The sequence below is a fragment of the Candidatus Thiodiazotropha sp. AKAK3 genome, assembly GCF_058244645.1.
Map to the genome: position 1 here is coordinate 90,549 of NZ_JBSYOQ010000050.1, position 14,874 is coordinate 105,422.

The 14,874-nt window shown below is 44.7% G+C and carries 16 protein-coding genes; 13 read left to right on the plus strand and 3 right to left on the minus strand.

Annotation, left to right across the window (positions count from 1 at the left end; translation table 11 throughout):
• The first annotated feature begins 49 nt into the window (after positions 1-49).
• Positions 50-1,102 carry a sulfotransferase gene (locus AC4IE7_RS10825; RefSeq protein WP_490776853.1) on the plus strand — a complete coding sequence of 351 codons (1,053 nt, stop codon included), beginning with the start codon at positions 50-52 and terminating at the stop codon, positions 1,100-1,102.
• On the opposite strand, the gene AC4IE7_RS10830 is transcribed toward AC4IE7_RS10825, so the two are convergent.
• Positions 1,056-2,246 carry a DegT/DnrJ/EryC1/StrS family aminotransferase gene (locus tag AC4IE7_RS10830; RefSeq protein ID WP_490776854.1) on the minus strand — a complete coding sequence of 397 codons (1,191 nt, stop codon included), beginning with the start codon at positions 2,244-2,246 and terminating at the stop codon, positions 1,056-1,058. The two genes, AC4IE7_RS10825 and AC4IE7_RS10830, sit on opposite strands and share 47 nt — an antisense overlap.
• An 855-nt stretch (positions 2,247-3,101) precedes the next feature.
• On the opposite strand from AC4IE7_RS10830, the gene AC4IE7_RS10835 reads away from it, so the two are divergent.
• The 6 genes from AC4IE7_RS10835 to AC4IE7_RS10860 all read left to right on the plus strand — a co-directional run bounded on the left by AC4IE7_RS10835 (position 3,102) and on the right by AC4IE7_RS10860 (position 8,666).
• A complete protein-coding gene (locus AC4IE7_RS10835; RefSeq protein WP_490776855.1) occupies positions 3,102-3,986 on the plus strand; it encodes a PstS family phosphate ABC transporter substrate-binding protein in 885 nt (294 codons plus the stop codon).
• 154 nt (positions 3,987-4,140) lie between these two features.
• Entirely contained in the window at positions 4,141-5,214 is a 1,074-nt protein-coding gene (phoU, locus tag AC4IE7_RS10840; RefSeq protein ID WP_490776856.1) for a phosphate signaling complex protein PhoU, read from the plus strand.
• A 1-nt stretch (position 5,215) separates the two neighbouring features.
• Positions 5,216-6,148 carry a phosphate ABC transporter permease subunit PstC gene (gene pstC / locus AC4IE7_RS10845; protein WP_490776857.1) on the plus strand — a complete coding sequence of 311 codons (933 nt, stop codon included), beginning with the start codon at positions 5,216-5,218 and terminating at the stop codon, positions 6,146-6,148.
• A gap of 5 nt (positions 6,149-6,153) precedes the next feature.
• The gene (gene pstA, locus AC4IE7_RS10850; RefSeq protein WP_490776858.1) at positions 6,154-7,023 is read left to right on the plus strand and encodes a phosphate ABC transporter permease PstA; all 870 of its coding nucleotides are present in this window, start codon (positions 6,154-6,156) and stop codon (positions 7,021-7,023) included.
• Positions 7,017-7,832 carry a phosphate ABC transporter ATP-binding protein gene (locus AC4IE7_RS10855; protein ID WP_490776859.1) on the plus strand — a complete coding sequence of 272 codons (816 nt, stop codon included), beginning with the start codon at positions 7,017-7,019 and terminating at the stop codon, positions 7,830-7,832. Before pstA ends, AC4IE7_RS10855 begins: the two co-directional genes overlap by 7 nt.
• 57 nt (positions 7,833-7,889) lie before the next feature.
• A complete protein-coding gene (locus tag AC4IE7_RS10860; RefSeq protein WP_490776860.1) occupies positions 7,890-8,666 on the plus strand; it encodes a phosphate ABC transporter ATP-binding protein in 777 nt (258 codons plus the stop codon).
• 247 nt (positions 8,667-8,913) lie between these two features.
• Here AC4IE7_RS10860 and AC4IE7_RS10865 read toward each other — a convergent pair whose 3' ends face one another.
• Complete coding sequence (locus AC4IE7_RS10865; protein ID WP_490776861.1) at positions 8,914-9,309, minus strand: Hsp20/alpha crystallin family protein; 396 nt, start codon at positions 9,307-9,309, stop codon at positions 8,914-8,916.
• Between the two features lie 22 nt (positions 9,310-9,331).
• A complete protein-coding gene (locus AC4IE7_RS10870) occupies positions 9,332-9,775 on the minus strand; it encodes an Hsp20/alpha crystallin family protein (protein ID WP_490776862.1) in 444 nt (147 codons plus the stop codon).
• A gap of 124 nt (positions 9,776-9,899) precedes the next feature.
• On the opposite strand from AC4IE7_RS10870, the gene AC4IE7_RS10875 reads away from it, so the two are divergent.
• The 6 genes from AC4IE7_RS10875 to dsrP all read left to right on the plus strand — a co-directional run bounded on the left by AC4IE7_RS10875 (position 9,900) and on the right by dsrP (position 14,837).
• Complete coding sequence (locus AC4IE7_RS10875; RefSeq protein ID WP_490776863.1) at positions 9,900-10,508, plus strand: TetR/AcrR family transcriptional regulator; 609 nt, start codon at positions 9,900-9,902, stop codon at positions 10,506-10,508.
• A gap of 76 nt (positions 10,509-10,584) precedes the next feature.
• The gene (locus AC4IE7_RS10880) at positions 10,585-10,815 is read left to right on the plus strand and encodes a sulfurtransferase TusA family protein (RefSeq protein ID WP_490776864.1); all 231 of its coding nucleotides are present in this window, start codon (positions 10,585-10,587) and stop codon (positions 10,813-10,815) included.
• Positions 10,816-10,975: 160 nt separating this feature from the next.
• On the plus strand, positions 10,976-11,470 hold the full coding sequence (gene dsrE2, locus AC4IE7_RS10885) for a sulfur carrier protein DsrE2 (RefSeq protein WP_490777040.1): 495 nt from the start codon (positions 10,976-10,978) through the stop codon (positions 11,468-11,470).
• A gap of 705 nt (positions 11,471-12,175) precedes the next feature.
• Positions 12,176-12,487 carry a hypothetical protein gene (locus tag AC4IE7_RS10890; protein WP_490776865.1) on the plus strand — a complete coding sequence of 104 codons (312 nt, stop codon included), beginning with the start codon at positions 12,176-12,178 and terminating at the stop codon, positions 12,485-12,487.
• A 53-nt stretch (positions 12,488-12,540) separates the two neighbouring features.
• Complete coding sequence (locus AC4IE7_RS10895) at positions 12,541-13,569, plus strand: 4Fe-4S dicluster domain-containing protein (protein WP_490776866.1); 1,029 nt, start codon at positions 12,541-12,543, stop codon at positions 13,567-13,569.
• Positions 13,570-13,583: 14 nt separating this feature from the next.
• Complete coding sequence (gene dsrP / locus AC4IE7_RS10900) at positions 13,584-14,837, plus strand: sulfate reduction electron transfer complex DsrMKJOP subunit DsrP (protein ID WP_490776867.1); 1,254 nt, start codon at positions 13,584-13,586, stop codon at positions 14,835-14,837.
• Positions 14,838-14,874: the final 37 nt, after the last annotated feature.

Sequence of the window (14,874 nt, forward strand, 5' to 3'; positions counted from 1 at the left end):
TGATATAAATATGCAAATCTCTGGCCTCCAATATTAATGAGTTCTGATTATGTCATATGAGCTGGACAATGAACTGAGAACTGAACCGTTTCTTCGAAACCCGCGACTGGAGACACTTCTTGAACAACTCAATGGAATGCTACATTGTGTCTCTGTAGAACAGTTGAAACAGTTCAAAAAGCCAAAGTACCCAATTATCTTTGTGGTTGGCGGGCCTCGCTCAGGCACCACATTGATGATGCAATGGTTAGCCTCTAGTGGCCTTTTTGGATACCCATCAAACCTGCTTGCACGCTTTTATCAAGCACCTTACATCGGTGCGATGATTCATCAGATGCTGTTCAATCCTGAGTTCCAATATAAGGATGATTTTGCAGACCTGAGCCCCTACACTTTGGAAAGCAGCTTTAAATCTGATCTTGGTAAAACTGTCGGCATCGCTGCACCGAATGTGTTTTGGTATTTCTGGAGACGCTTTTTTGATTTTAATGACTGCCCATATTTGAATAAACAGCAACTACAGAATGCAGATACTTCATCCTTTGTCAAAGAGTTGGCAGCCATTGAGTCAGCATTCGATAAGCCTTTCGCATTAAAGGGGATCATCGCAAATTGGAACTTGGAGTTCATTGACACACTCTTTGATAAGGTTCTGTTTATCCACGTACGACGCAATCCAGCCTATCAGATGAACTCCATCATTAATGCCAGGGAACGTATTCGGGGAGATCGAAAATTATGGTGGGGCTTTAAAACACCAGAATTAGAAAATCTCGAGTTCCCCACTCCGGAAGAAGAGGTGGCCGCTCAGATTTTTTTTACCCGGAATACAATAGCAGAGTCATTTAGTAGAATTTCAAGTGATCGTTGGCTAGAAGTAGATTATGAAGCATTTTGCCTTAAGCCAAAGCAAGCATATCGTGAACTGGCCAAACGATTGGCGCAGCAAGACTACTCTATTTCCGATCAATACCCTGGCCCTTCAAGTTTCTCAAACAACAATGGGGCCTATACCAAGAAGATAGAGTCGCTAGAGCATATCTACGAAGAGTTTATTAACAGTCAGCAGCAGACGATGGTTCAGCCAACAGCACCCGAATAATTGAAACCACCGTTTCCACCATTGATTCATCAAGCGTTGAACCTGTTGGCAAGACAATGACTCTTTCAGATACCTGTTCGCTGTTTACCAGATACTTCTTTGCTGATGGATAGAGATTTCGATAAGGCTCCATATTATGGCAGCCAGGCCAGAAATAGCGTCTGGCAAGAATATTCTCAGCATGTAATACTTCTACGATCCTATCTCTGCTGACCTGACAACTGTCACTGACCTCAAGAATGATATACTGATAATTATTTAACTCCCTTTCATCATATTCGAGCAGATGAATATCTGATATATCAGATAGCCCTCTTTGGTAGGCATGATAGATCATTCGATTATGTTCAGTTACTTCATCAATGACCTTCAGATTTGAGAGTCCCATAGCAGCAGAGATCTCAATCATCTTTCCATTCGTACCGGGATAGATTACTTTATCAACGCCAGCAAACCCAAAGTTTCGCATGAGCCTCATCTTTTCGGCCAGATTGTCATCATTGGTTAGAACAGCGCCACCTTCAAAGGTATGAAAAAATTTCGTGGCATGAAAACTCAAAACTTCACATGCACCAAAACCACCCACTCTCTTACCCTGGTAGGAACAGCCGAAAGCATGAGCTGCATCAAACATCAATTTCAAACCACTCTCTCTGGCAATTTCTTCCAGTTCATCAACAGGAGCAACGCGCCCCCATAAGTGAACACCAATAATGCCCGATGTTCGCGAGGTAATCATTTTCTTAACTGCAGCGGGATCGAGATTATGGGTTTCAGGGTCTATATCTGCGAAGACGGGGGTAATTGCCTGCCAATAGAGAGCATGAGCAGTAGCAATGTAAGTGTGAGATGGAAGTATAACCTCTCCCTCTAACTTCAGAGCCCGTATAGCAATCTCCAATGCGACTGTCCCGCTACACATTGCAACACAATGTTCAACCTTGTGTATTTCGGCAATCCGTTGCTCAAGTTCTCGAACAACAGGACCATTATTTGTTAACCACTGACTATCTAAAATTTGTTCTGTGTATTGCAAAAAAAGCTTACGATCGCCGATAAAGGGGCGCCCAACATGAAGTGCCAGTTCAAACGCAGGTTCAGCACCATTAACTGCCAAATCATGGATATTTCGAATAGATTTCATTCAGTGTTTAAAAATAGGATTTACGAACACAGTAACGGGTTACTTACCCTGTAGTATTAAGGGCACCTCAAAGTTTCACACCTTGTCCAAGGAGTTACTTTGAGTCCCGTACTCTAATACACAGACGTTAATAGATGTCTCGGATTGTAACAATCACACCAAAGCGAAAATATACACTACCCTCTCATCTACTGCTAACTATTCCATTTACGACTTTTAATACAGGTTCGCAATCAAGGCTTGTAATCATTAACTAGCCAGATAATTGTTAGGATAAATATCGCTACGAATATGGCCAACTGATACGCAATTTTAGACCGCGCCAATTCCCCAACAAAAACTCTTGGTCTTTATCTTTGAGAGAGGATTCAGGATAAGTAATAAAGCCCATAGTAACGAATGGATTATGAGATTCGACGGCTATTGATAATAGAGCATCAAATTAATTCCCAGTCTGAACTGATTCATGACTAAAAACAGACTGATCAATTAATAGAGGTACCCTTAACATAAAGAAACCCAAGACATTCAGCGCATGTATTTGAATATTTTAGTAATAATTGATAAATACCTTATATAACAGCATGTTATGAGTGCTTTATAAACCATTACATAAATATTCTAACGCTAAGTATTTAAATAAAAAAATAATCTCTAATATGTAATACAATTGTAATAATTTAGGCATATGATTGTAATCGTTTTGTAATATTTGATCCGGATGGAGGTTCTTCTGTACCAGTACAGATGAAGCGCCTCAATAATGGTGCCGACAGATATACATTACAGATACGACAAGAGGCGTTAAGAAGCCCTGTTTCAAATAATTAATCACACATATATCTGAGGGGAATCATGAACATCAAACGATACACTACCCTATCAATGGCAGCTGCTGCCTTGTATCTGACTACACAGGTTGTCAGCGCTGCAGATCGCACCGTTATCCAAAACAAAGGCTCAGATACTCTAGTTAATGTCGCTCAAGCCTGGGCAGAAGAGTACCGAGATGTCGATTCCAATGTCGCTATTGCTGTTTCCGGTGGCGGATCAGGAACGGGAATCGCAGCGATGATTAATGGTACCGTAGATATTGCCAATGCCAGCCGTAAAATGAAATCAAAAGAGATTCAACTGGCAAAAAAGAAAGGACAGAATCCAGTCGAACATGTGGTGGGCTATGATGCGCTTGCCGTATTTCTCCACAACGACAATCCAATCAACGAGCTCAATTATAGCCAGTTACAAGACATATTCGCCCGTGGAGGCAAGGCCACCAAATGGTCGGATTTAGGCATTTCCTTACCTGGTTGTAAAAGTGATGAAATCGTAGTTGTCAGTCGCCAAAACAATTCCGGCACTTACGCCTACTTCAAAAAAGCAGTCTTGGGTAAGAAAGGTAAATTCCGCCAGGGAACCCTCGATATGCACGGCTCTAAGGATGTGGTCGATCTGGTCGAAAAGACACCTTGCGCGATCGGATACAGTGGTCTTGCCTATGCTACCGATCACATAAAGATGGCTTGTGTCAGCAGTAAGGCTGGAGAAACTTGTATCAGCCCCAGCGTAGCAACCGCAAGCGATCGTTCTTACCCTATTGCCCGCCCTCTTTTCATGTACAGCAATGGTGAACCCAAGGGTGAAATCAAAACCTACCTTGATTGGGTAAAAAGCGACGTAGGACAATGCATACTTCTGAAGAAAGGCTACGCCCCTATCAGAAATGTGAGTTGTAACTAATACTCTTATAAGTTCCACTGAGACTATTGGGGTCGAGCTGGTTGAGTGTCAAAGTGACATCTCAATCAGCCTGAACAGGATATGTAGTAAATAGTTTCGGCATAACAAACTAGAAAATATATTCAGAATCACGTTCAACCTGGAGCATCGAGCAATGTCGCATCTTGAAGAACGACTGGAGCGAGACCTTTCAAATCTGCATGACCGTGTAGCAAAAATGGCAGCTCAAGTTCAGGAAGCAGTAAAAAACTCAGTCTATGCACTACAGACCGGAGATAACAAGCTCGCTTATTCGACAGTATTAAACGACAACCCAATCAATCGATGTATGCGTGAAATCGATAGAATATGTCATCGTTTTTTTGCTGTGCACATACCAAGTGGTGGACATTTACGCCTTCTCTCTTCAGTAATTCGCGCCAATATAGAGTTAGAAAGAATTGGCGACTATGCAGTAACGATTGCACGAGAGGCAGCTCAACTTTCTGAATCTCCCAGCGGTAATCTTGGCCGGGAATTAGAGCGGGTGGCAAATGAAACAATGCTGATGCTTCAACAATCAATCAAGGCATTCACTGAATTGAATGCAGAATTAGCCAAAAGCACCATGGTTATGGCCAGTGAATTCGAGCATAATCTCGATGTCATCTATACAGAGATGATGGCCAACGATGATCGGCAACGTGTAGCTGAAGTATTAGCGATATTTGTTGTGTTCAATCAGCTAAAGAGAATTGCTGATCAGTCAAAAAATCTCTGTGAAGATACAGTATTCGCTGTTACCGGTGAGCAGAAAGCGCCGAAAGTCTTCAACATTATGTTTGTAGATGAAGACAACAGTTGCCACTCTCAATTGGCTGAAGTCATTGCCAGACAAAATCATCCCAATGTCGGCAACTACCGTAGTGCTGGCCGAGTTGCTGCAGATACAATCAACAGCAATCTAATCGAATTTCTTGAAAAGAGAGGCATCGATTACAGTAACGCAGATTTAACAACATTGGAAAAACTGACTGGAAAAGAGATATCAGATCAACATGTAATCATAAGTCTTCAAGGAGAAGTCTCCTCCTACTTGCCAAAACTTCCATTTCGAACATCAGCGATTGAATGGGGCCTGGGTGACATCCCTGAAGATGAGGACAGCCATGAGTTTGACCATCTGTACCGTGAGTTAGCTGTTCTGATCAAAGATCTGATGGAACTGCTTCGTGGGGAGGATGCTTGAAATGCCCGAAACCAATTCGCTGAAAATACCGATTGCCAAGGACTTCGATCGTCGTAATCTAGACTGGTATATCGATAAATTCATTCAGTCTATTGTCTTTGTGGCAGGCATTTCTGCAATTATCTTTATTATTGGCATCTTTGTATTCATTACTATGGAGGGTATGGGATTCCTATTTGAAGACTTTACTTTTAAGGAGTTCTTTCTCTCTCCTTTTTGGGAACCCTCAGACGAAGATGCACCGGAATATGGCATCCTGGCTCTAGTTGCCGGTACAGCCAGTGTCACTGGATTGGCAATGATTGTTGCAATTCCCTTCTCCCTTGGCGCCGCTATCTTTATAGGGGAATTTGCCACAGGAAAAATGCGCGAGTCACTCAAAGTTCTGGTGGAACTCTTAGCTGCAATACCATCAGTAGTATGGGGGTTCATCGGCTTATCCATTATGAATCCGCTTATTATCGATTTGTTTGATGTGCCTGTGGGTCTAAATGTCTTAAATGCCGGCATAATCCTCGGATTGATGGCTGCACCAATAATGACATCCATTGCAGAAGATGCCTTAAAGGCTGTACCTGACCGTTATAGAGAGGCGGCTGAAGCGCTCGGCGCAACGCGCTGGCAAGTGATCTATAAAACTGTAATCCCTGCAGCTAAAAATGGCTTATTGGGTGCTGTGCTTTTAGGTGTTGGCCGAGGCTTTGGGGAGACCATGGCGGTATTAATGGCAACTGGGCACGCTGTAAATATCCCAGGCAGTCTATTTGATCCAGTTCGTGCACTGACAGCCACCATTGCCGCAGAGCTGGGTGAAACAGCCGTTGGCTCACCACACTACCAGGCACTGTTCACCATTGGCATCTTTCTATTCATTATTACTTTTCTGATAAACCTGACAGCGGATCTGATTGTCCGTGGCATCCGTAAGGGGTAAAACAGATGTTTGCTGAATCCGATTTAAATATTAGGAACAAACGAGTACAAAATCTGTTCCGCACACTTTTTTTAATGATGACAGTGTTATTGATCATACCTGTCGCCATCATCCTGATAACACTTGTTGCCAAAGGTGGCAGCGTTATCTCAATAGATTTTCTATTCACCGATCCTACAAACGGAATGACTGCCGGCGGCATCTTTCCTGCGCTGATTGGTACAATATGGATAGTAACCGTCGCGCTACTGGCATCTGTTCCCCTGGGTGTAGCTGCTGCGATATATCTTAATGAATATGCCGGTGATAATTGGTTCACCCGCATCATTCAACTGGCTATTATCAACCTGGCAGGCGTACCCTCCATAGTTCATGCCCTATTCGGCGTTGGTGCTTTCGTTATCTTTTTTGGTTTTGGTACGAGTATTCTTGCAGCCAGTTTAACCCTGGCGATAATGACCCTGCCTGTGGTCATCGTCTCTACACGTGAATCTCTAAGAGCCGTCCCGCAGGCATTCCGTGAAGCTTGTTGGAATATGGGTGCAACCCGATGGCAAACCATTCGGCGTGTTGTATTACCAAACGCAGTCAGCGGCATATTGACCGGTGTCATTCTTGAAGTATCTCGCACCACTGGGGAAACCGCGCCAATCATGTTCACCGGCGCCGCTTTCTTCCTTCCTTTCCTGCCTCAGGGTGTTTTTGATCAAACCATGGCACTCTCACTCCATCTATTCGTTGTTGCAACCCAGGTACCCGGGGTACCAGATGATCTGCCATTCGGCGTTGCCCTTGTGCTGATTGGAATGGTACTTCTCATGAACAGCATTTCGATCGCGTTCCGCATGTATCTAAGAGGTAAAAAGAAATGGTAGACCTGAGTGCAAGCGCAATCACTGAGACAGAGATTGAAAGTTCAGCTGAAGATGCCCCAATAAAACTCAGTATTGACGACTTAACGATCAAGTATGGTAATCACACCGCGCTGAAGGATGTAAACCTCACTGTTCGGGAGCATGAAATATTTGGGATTATCGGGCCTGCCAATGCAGGGAAAACCTCATTTCTTAAAGCATTGAACCGTATGGACACCTTTGACAGCAACATGTCTGTAGAGGGTGAAATCAAGTTTAACGGTTTAAATGTACATAAGTTAAAAAATATCTATGCCCTACGCAGCCGCATTGGGGTGGTTTTTCCACTACCAGTAGGCCTGCCCCTCACCATCTACGAAAATGTCGCGTTATCACCCAGACTTCGAGGCATAAATAACAAGAGTGACCTGGATGTGATTGTTGAGCGTTGTCTTACTCGGGCCGCACTATGGGATGAAGTAAAAGACAGACTAAACTCTCTTGGCAGCCTGCTTTCAGGTGGACAACAGCAGCGACTGACAATCTCTCGAGCACTATCACAGGATCCTGATTTATTGATGCTGGATGAGTTCTCTATTGCGGTAGACCCAGTGACAACGATGCGCATAGAGGATGTACTAAAAGAGTTGAAACAGGATATGACCATCATATTGGTTACCAACCTTGTTCAGCAGGCTCGTCGCCTTGCAGATCGAACCGCATTTTTTCTCGAATCTGAGTGTGTGGAGGTAGGCAACACTGAAGATCTATTCACTGGTAAGGTAAATGACCAAAGAACCCGCGACTATGTCGAAGGTAAATTTGGTTGATTCCAAATAAATAATTCCAAACGAAGACCAAATATGAACGCCACTGCAAACGCCGAAATGAGTAATTCTCCTGAGTATGCCATTCATACCCGTGATCTAAATCTATGGTATGGAACCTTCCAAGCTCTATTCGATGTGAATCTCAGTATAAAAAACGGCATTATAACCTCGCTGATCGGCCCTTCAGGTTGCGGCAAATCTACCTTTCTGCGCAGTGTTAACAGGATCAATGAGCGATTGGGATATGTTCGTATCAAGGGGAATATTGAAGTTCTTGATAATAATATCTATGCCCCAGGTGTTGAACTGGTTCAGGTAAGAAAGCAGATTGGAATGGTTTTTCAAAGACCCAACCCTCTACCGGTATCGATACGCGACAACATTCTTTTTGGTCATCGCCTGCACAATAAAGATCAAAAGACCTCAAAAAGTGATGATGATGATATTGTCGAGTCGGCACTGAAAGAGGTCTTATTATGGGAAAAGGTCAAGGACCGCCTAAACGACAAAGGCACAGAACTCTCTTTAGAAGAGCAACAGAAACTCTGCATAGCCCGCTTACTACCAGTAAAGCCAAGTGTGTTGTTAATGGACGAACCCTGCTCCGCTCTCGATCCTAAAGGAACAGCTGCAGTTGAAGAGCTGATCTGGGAACTACGGGGTGAATACACGATACTGATCGTTACCCATAATATGGCTCAGGCCAGACGAGCCAGTGAAGAGTGTATCTTTATGCTGATGGGTAAGGTAATCGAGCATCAGCAGACAGATGACCTGTTTGTAACACCAGAAAAAAAAGAGACTGCCGACTATATCGAAGGCCGATACGGTTAGGTCCCGGGTTAACTCTGATTACTCTCTGTTCATCTGTTCATCATTCTGACGTATGACCGCCAGCTATTGTCTGGAATATATTTAAGTTATCTATGGTGCGTCAGGGCCGCACCCTACATTGCATGTCTATTAACTCCTGCTATCCAACACTAATCGTTCAGGGACTCTCTGGGTAACTACAATAAAAAGCCCCGACAAGATTCGTATCAAGCCGGGGCGAATTATCCGCAGGTAAGCAGGGGGGCGCTTACGTGGTGCGAATCTCTATTTTTTTCGCTTTGAACTCCTGGCGCTTTGGAATTTTCATCACCAGTACGCCATCGTTGAGTGAGGCATCAATCTGTTCACCATCAAGTTCTTTACTAAGTGAAAAGCTTCGCTGGTAGCGGCTAGCATGCAGACCGGCATTGCCCTCCTTTATACTGTCTGGTAGAGGTAATTGAACCTCACCATCAATTGAGAGGATCTCGTTGTCGATCTCAATATCCAGTCTCTCTTTGGCGACACCGGGTATATCTGCTACCAGCGTGATGCCGTTGCTATCTTCGAATATATCCACTTTTGGCCTAACTGATTTGTAGGAATTAGCTCTAGTGGCTTGACTGTTTTGCGATTGCCTAACTACTTCTTTCTGCTGGGTCATGATTCTTTCCTCCAATCCACAACTATTGAACTGATATTTGACGTGGCTTAGCAGGTTCGCGTCTTTTAACACTGACATGCAATACACCATGCTGATAATCCGCATCTACCTTTTCAGCATCCACATCATCAGGCAAATTAACCAGATAACTAAACTCACCAGAAAAACGCTCTTTTTTTACAGCGCTCGCCGCTTCACTATTTCCTTCAGAACGACTACCTGAAATGCTCATCTGATTATTATCCAGTGTTATATCCAAGGCCTTGGAATCAATACCTGCGATGGCAAGATAGATATCAACCTGTTCAGATGTCACACCTACATTAAGTGGGGGTTGATCTGCACTCTTTGGTTGATTGGGTAGGGTTCTAATACCTGCCGCCTCAAGTAGACGTTCCATCTCATTCTCTAGGAACATAAAATCCTTTCTCATGCCTCTTTCAAAACCGTTTAATCTTGTGAACATTTTAAAATCTCCTGGCATTTGTTATGCGTTAGGTAATAGATAGGGACGCATCTGATTTTTTTCAAGTGAGTATAAATTTGAAAAAATACCTTGACTTGACCGATCGGTCTAATATACTGAACAGATGAATAGTGAACTGGATACTAAAGAGAGAATCCTAGCGACAGCCCGTGAACTCTTTCATGGCAGAAGCTACGCAGATGTAGGTATTAAAGAGATCTGCTCTCTCGCGAAAGTCCAGAAAGGCAGCTTCTATCACTTTTTCCCTTCCAAGCAAGACCTTGCTATGGCGGTCATCGACAACATGTCAGATGATTGGGCAAACGGTTTTGTTGCTGAAGCTTTCGATGAAGCTCTGGCCCCTATAGAGCGTCTCGACTATATGGTCGATGCAGTCTACTACTGGCAAAAAGCTGCGAAGAGCATCGAGGGACGTATGCCCGGATGTCTTTTCGGTAATCTCGCCCTTGAAGTCAGTACCCGTGACGAAGTCCTGCGAGCCAGACTGAACGCTGTCTTCGAAAAGGCAAGCAGCCGCTTCAATGAAGCGCTAGAACAAGCAATAGAGATTGGCGATATTCCCCCACTTGATACAAAGGCAACAGCTACTGCGATGCTGGCCTACCTGGAAGGTGTGATTTTGCTAGCTAAAACCAGAAATGATCCTGAGGTTGTGCGAAACCTGGGACCTGCTATCAAGAGTATTCGTATCGAATATAAACATAAGAATTGAGTACTATTTTTTTGACTCCAGACTTGACCGACCGGTCATCTTGTATGACTTAACAGCAACATAGAGGAGAAAAGTCATGAATGAAAACACACACACACTGGATGCGCGGGGCTTGAGTTGCCCATTGCCAATATTGAAGACAAAAAAAGCGATCTCTGCACTGGCAGCAGGAGAGATATTAGAAGTGATTGCAACCGATCCGGGATCGGTAAAAGACCTGGACTCATTTTGCAGTCAGACAGGCAATGAAATGATCACAAGTGAATCCTCAGAAGATGGATTTTTTTTCAGGATTCGTAAGGCTTGAGATTAGTGTCAATCTGATCTGAATATTACTAATTGCAAGGAGTTGGAAAATGAGCAGTACAGCATCTGTTGTCGATTTACCGACGAATGAATTAAATCAGTGGTTTGATCAACGTTTTACCGAAAAGATGGAGGAACGTGAAGCAAACCATATCCCTTCAATGACCATCATCGCTACTAAAGGTACTCTGGATATGGCCTACCCGCCATTTATCCTTGCCTCAACAGCGGCAGCATTAGGTTGGGATGTATCGATCTTCTTTACCTTCTATGGTCTAAATCTTTTGAAACAGAGCCTGGATTTAAAGGTTAGCCCACTAGGTAATCCTGCAATGCCAATGAAATTGCCCGAAGGCCCGAGTTGGATCAAGGGCAAAGAGATTCCGATGCCTACCTCAATCATGACGCTACTGCCGGGCTTTGAAAATATGGCAACTGGCATGATGAAGAAAACCATGGATCAGAAAGGTATAGCTTCCATAGATCAACTCAGAGAGTTGTGTATTGAGGCAGAAGTAAAACTCATTGCCTGCCAAATGACAGTGGATCTATTCGATTACGGGAAAGAGGATTTTATTCCTGAGATTGAAGAGTGGGTTGGTGCCGCCAGCTTCCTGCCCAGAGCAATGAAAGCTGATGTTAATCTTTTTGTATAACGAATTATCAAACAATAAGGTTTAGTCTTCTGCCCTCCTCCCCTGTTATATGGGATGGAGGGCAGAAAGCGGAGATTACAAGTAAGTTAAGCAATGTCCACTCTGCCCTTGAGTGGAATATACCTCATATCGGCATTTTAAAAGTGGTAGGGTTAATATAATATCGCTACGCCCCTTATACATTTCTATATGACATAGATTTTCGCATCTATTGTTAAACCCGATGCATGTGTGGATGTATGGTCATAAATATGGATTGATCGATTGCCACCCAGAGCCTGTTAACACAAACCCAATCGGCTCTGGTGCCCCTGAAAGCCTGGAACTATTTGATTTGTATTAACAGTTAGGTAAATCATCCTGCCCCGACAAATTGGCATATTTTTTTTCTCCTAGATAACAGTCATTTACCCAGTCATCCATCTATTGGCATGACATTTTGTCATATTCTTGGGGTGCAACTCCTCCCAACCTTTTTTTGTTTTTTTCCATGCCTGACAAAGGGATATCTACACTATTCCATACCTGGCATAAGGATTGCTCTTTCTATATGAATTGGTTTGCACGTTTACCATAAACACCCAACATAACAGCGTGCTGTACCAATCAGGCTTGCTTATTGCCAATAACCAATAACTGTCGGCTGGCATAGTTCCGTGTAACGGAATCAAGCGAAAACAGATACAGGCACATGGGGTGACCTAGATGATTAAACAGTGGCTCATTCAAATAGAGCAGTGGTTATTTGATAAAAACAAGAATAAGCAAACGCCCAATCTCGCCCGCAGGCGACTCTTCAGGCAGGCAGCCATTGGTGCGGTGAGTGTCACTGGTACCGCAGGCTTGGCCAAGAGTGTTGTCGATGCCGTTCCCGCTCCTGATATAAAACAGAAATACCGGCAAGATGCCGCGCAAGGAGAAGTGGAACTCAGACAGAGAGAATATGTAGTAATGACCAACCATGAGAAAGAGGCGATGCTGCAATCATTGATCAAAAACTACAACAACAAAACCTGAGCACCATGAGAGGCTTCAAGCCTTTTTGATAGCCACTCGATCAGAGGACAGCCATGCCCAAACAAGATTCGAGCAAAACGAAAGATAACAAACTCACAACCCGCCGGGATTTCCTGCGCAGTGCGGGAAACTATACAGTGGCATCACTCTCCGGCGCGGCAATGCTGCTCTCTGAACCAAAACCGGCAAAAGCCAATGTGACCTGGGAGGAGCATTTCCAAAAGAACTATCGACTGATGACGGACGAGGAGAAACAGCAGGCCATCGAACGCCTTGAGACCCGCTATTCCGAGAAATTTGGCAAGCAGGTTACTGTTGCTGGCACCCCCTCCATGGAGGGGGTTCTGTTCGGTTATGCATTAAATATTCAGAAGTGTATCGGTTGTCGTCGATGTGTTAAGGCCTGTGTGGCTGAGAATAATCAGTCCCGCGGGGATGAGCAGCAGATCGAGTGGATCCGGGTGCTACGTATGGAAAAAGGAAAGTTCTCTGAAACAGACAGGGATCAACATGGCTATCCTGAATCCTTTGGCGTACAGGTAGGTGGTAATGCCTACAAACCTGCCGGTGTTGTATTGGAAGGTCAACACTACTACGAACCGGAACAGGTTCCGGAAAAGGATGCCTTCTATTTTCCAATGCAGTGTATGCAGTGTGAAAAGCCACCATGCGTCAAAGTCTGTCCGGTACGCACCACCTATCGTGATCCAGATGGTATTGTCGTTATCGACTACAACTGGTGCATCGGCTGTCGTATGTGCATCGGCGCTTGTCCCTACTGGGCAAGACGCTTCAACTGGGGTGAACCCAATCTGCCCAAGGAGGAGATGAATCCTGTCACTCACTATCTGGGTAATCGTCCACGCATGAAAGGGGTTGTCGAGAAGTGTTCCTTCTGCGTTCAACGCACCCGCAAGGGCCGCTGGACTGCCTGCGTCGAAGTCTGTCCCGTTGGTGCGCGAAAGTTCGGCAATCTGCTGGATCCCAACAGTGAAATCCGTAAGGTCCTGGACAAAAAGAAGGTGTTTCGTCTGCGAGCCGACCTCAACACCTATCCAAAGTTTTTCTATTTCATGGACTAATGGGAGATCCCCCAATGCGTTTTTTTCAGTTCGTGGTCGATTATCTCAAGGCGGGCTTTACCGGCGGTATCCTGTTCTGGTCCTGGATGCTGCTACTGCTGTTTTTCATCATGCTCTGGGGCTATGGTGAGTATGTACAGATCGCCAATGGCATGATTGTCACCAATCTTAACGATCAAGTCAGCTGGGGATTCTATCTGGCTAATTTCGTCTTCATGGTAGGTGTGGCGGCAGCTGCAGTGACAGTGGTTTTTCCCGCTTATGTCTATAAACACCAAGAGCTGCAGCGGATCGTGGTGTTGGGTGAAATGATTGCCATTGCCGCGGTAGTAATGTGCCTGCTGTTTGTGATTGCCCATATGGGAAGACCTGACCGACTATGGCATCTCCTGCCAGTGATAGGCATCTTCAACTGGCCCCACGCCATACTGACCTGGGATGTCATTGTGCTCAACGGCTATCTGCTGCTGAACATCATCGGCGGTTACTACTACCTTTATAAGAAATATAGCGGTGGCGAAGTCAACAAGGCCTTCTATCTGCCGATTGTCTATATCGCCATTGTCTGGGCATTGAGTATCCATACGGTTACCGCATTCCTAATCAATACCATGCCGGCACGCCCCATGTGGTTCCATTCGATGATGCCGATCAAATTCATCACCACCGCTTTTGCCGCAGGTCCATCACTGATCATTGTTGTGTTCCTACTGGTGCGCCGCTTTACCCCTATGAAAATTGCCGATGAAGCCTTTCATCTGCTCTCCCAGATTGTGGTCTGGTGTCTGGGTATCGCTCTGTTTTTGACTATGTCGGAGATCGTCACCGAACTCTACCCTGCGACAGAACACTCCCTGGGATTGCAATATCTGATGTTCGGACACAATGGACTGAATAGCCTGGTGCCCTTTTTCTGGACAGCGCTCTCCCTGATGGTGGGATCCTTCATACTGCTGCTAATCCCCAGGATCAGGAAAAATCTGACGCTACTACCGTTTATTTGTGTTGCCGCTTTCGTCGGCATCTGGATCGAAAAAGGTATGGGTTTGATGCTGCCCGGTGTGATTCCAACACCGGTTGGCGAGTTCGCAGAGTATACCCCCAGCCCTATTGAATTGATGGTGGTGGGTGGTATCTGGGCAATAGGTTTTTTCCTGCTCACCTTCATGCTTAAAGGTGCAGTGGCGGTACTACTGGGAGAGGTTCGTTACCAAACAGGAGCTAGTAAGCAAACAGTTTCAAAGCAGCAGGCAGAAGCGACAACCTGAGTGAATGAGGCTTGAATTGAACAGGCAAATTCGAATT

What these genes read in the sequence shown, in the direction of transcription:
- AC4IE7_RS10825 (WP_490776853.1), top strand. Translation starts at nt 50, where the DNA reads ATGTCATATGAGCTGGACAATGAACTGAGAACTGAACCGTTTCTTCGA.
- AC4IE7_RS10830 (WP_490776854.1), bottom strand. Translation starts at nt 2,246, where the DNA reads ATGAAATCTATTCGAAATATCCATGATTTGGCAGTTAATGGTGCTGAA.
- AC4IE7_RS10835 (WP_490776855.1), top strand. Translation starts at nt 3,102, where the DNA reads ATGAACATCAAACGATACACTACCCTATCAATGGCAGCTGCTGCCTTG.
- phoU (WP_490776856.1), top strand. Translation starts at nt 4,141, where the DNA reads ATGTCGCATCTTGAAGAACGACTGGAGCGAGACCTTTCAAATCTGCAT.
- pstC (WP_490776857.1), top strand. Translation starts at nt 5,216, where the DNA reads ATGCCCGAAACCAATTCGCTGAAAATACCGATTGCCAAGGACTTCGAT.
- pstA (WP_490776858.1), top strand. Translation starts at nt 6,154, where the DNA reads ATGTTTGCTGAATCCGATTTAAATATTAGGAACAAACGAGTACAAAAT.
- AC4IE7_RS10855 (WP_490776859.1), top strand. Translation starts at nt 7,017, where the DNA reads ATGGTAGACCTGAGTGCAAGCGCAATCACTGAGACAGAGATTGAAAGT.
- AC4IE7_RS10860 (WP_490776860.1), top strand. Translation starts at nt 7,890, where the DNA reads ATGAGTAATTCTCCTGAGTATGCCATTCATACCCGTGATCTAAATCTA.
- AC4IE7_RS10865 (WP_490776861.1), bottom strand. Translation starts at nt 9,309, where the DNA reads ATGACCCAGCAGAAAGAAGTAGTTAGGCAATCGCAAAACAGTCAAGCC.
- AC4IE7_RS10870 (WP_490776862.1), bottom strand. Translation starts at nt 9,775, where the DNA reads ATGTTCACAAGATTAAACGGTTTTGAAAGAGGCATGAGAAAGGATTTT.
- AC4IE7_RS10875 (WP_490776863.1), top strand. Translation starts at nt 9,900, where the DNA reads ATGAATAGTGAACTGGATACTAAAGAGAGAATCCTAGCGACAGCCCGT.
- AC4IE7_RS10880 (WP_490776864.1), top strand. Translation starts at nt 10,585, where the DNA reads ATGAATGAAAACACACACACACTGGATGCGCGGGGCTTGAGTTGCCCA.
- dsrE2 (WP_490777040.1), top strand. Translation starts at nt 10,976, where the DNA reads ATGACCATCATCGCTACTAAAGGTACTCTGGATATGGCCTACCCGCCA.
- AC4IE7_RS10890 (WP_490776865.1), top strand. Translation starts at nt 12,176, where the DNA reads ATGATTAAACAGTGGCTCATTCAAATAGAGCAGTGGTTATTTGATAAA.
- AC4IE7_RS10895 (WP_490776866.1), top strand. Translation starts at nt 12,541, where the DNA reads ATGCCCAAACAAGATTCGAGCAAAACGAAAGATAACAAACTCACAACC.
- dsrP (WP_490776867.1), top strand. Translation starts at nt 13,584, where the DNA reads ATGCGTTTTTTTCAGTTCGTGGTCGATTATCTCAAGGCGGGCTTTACC.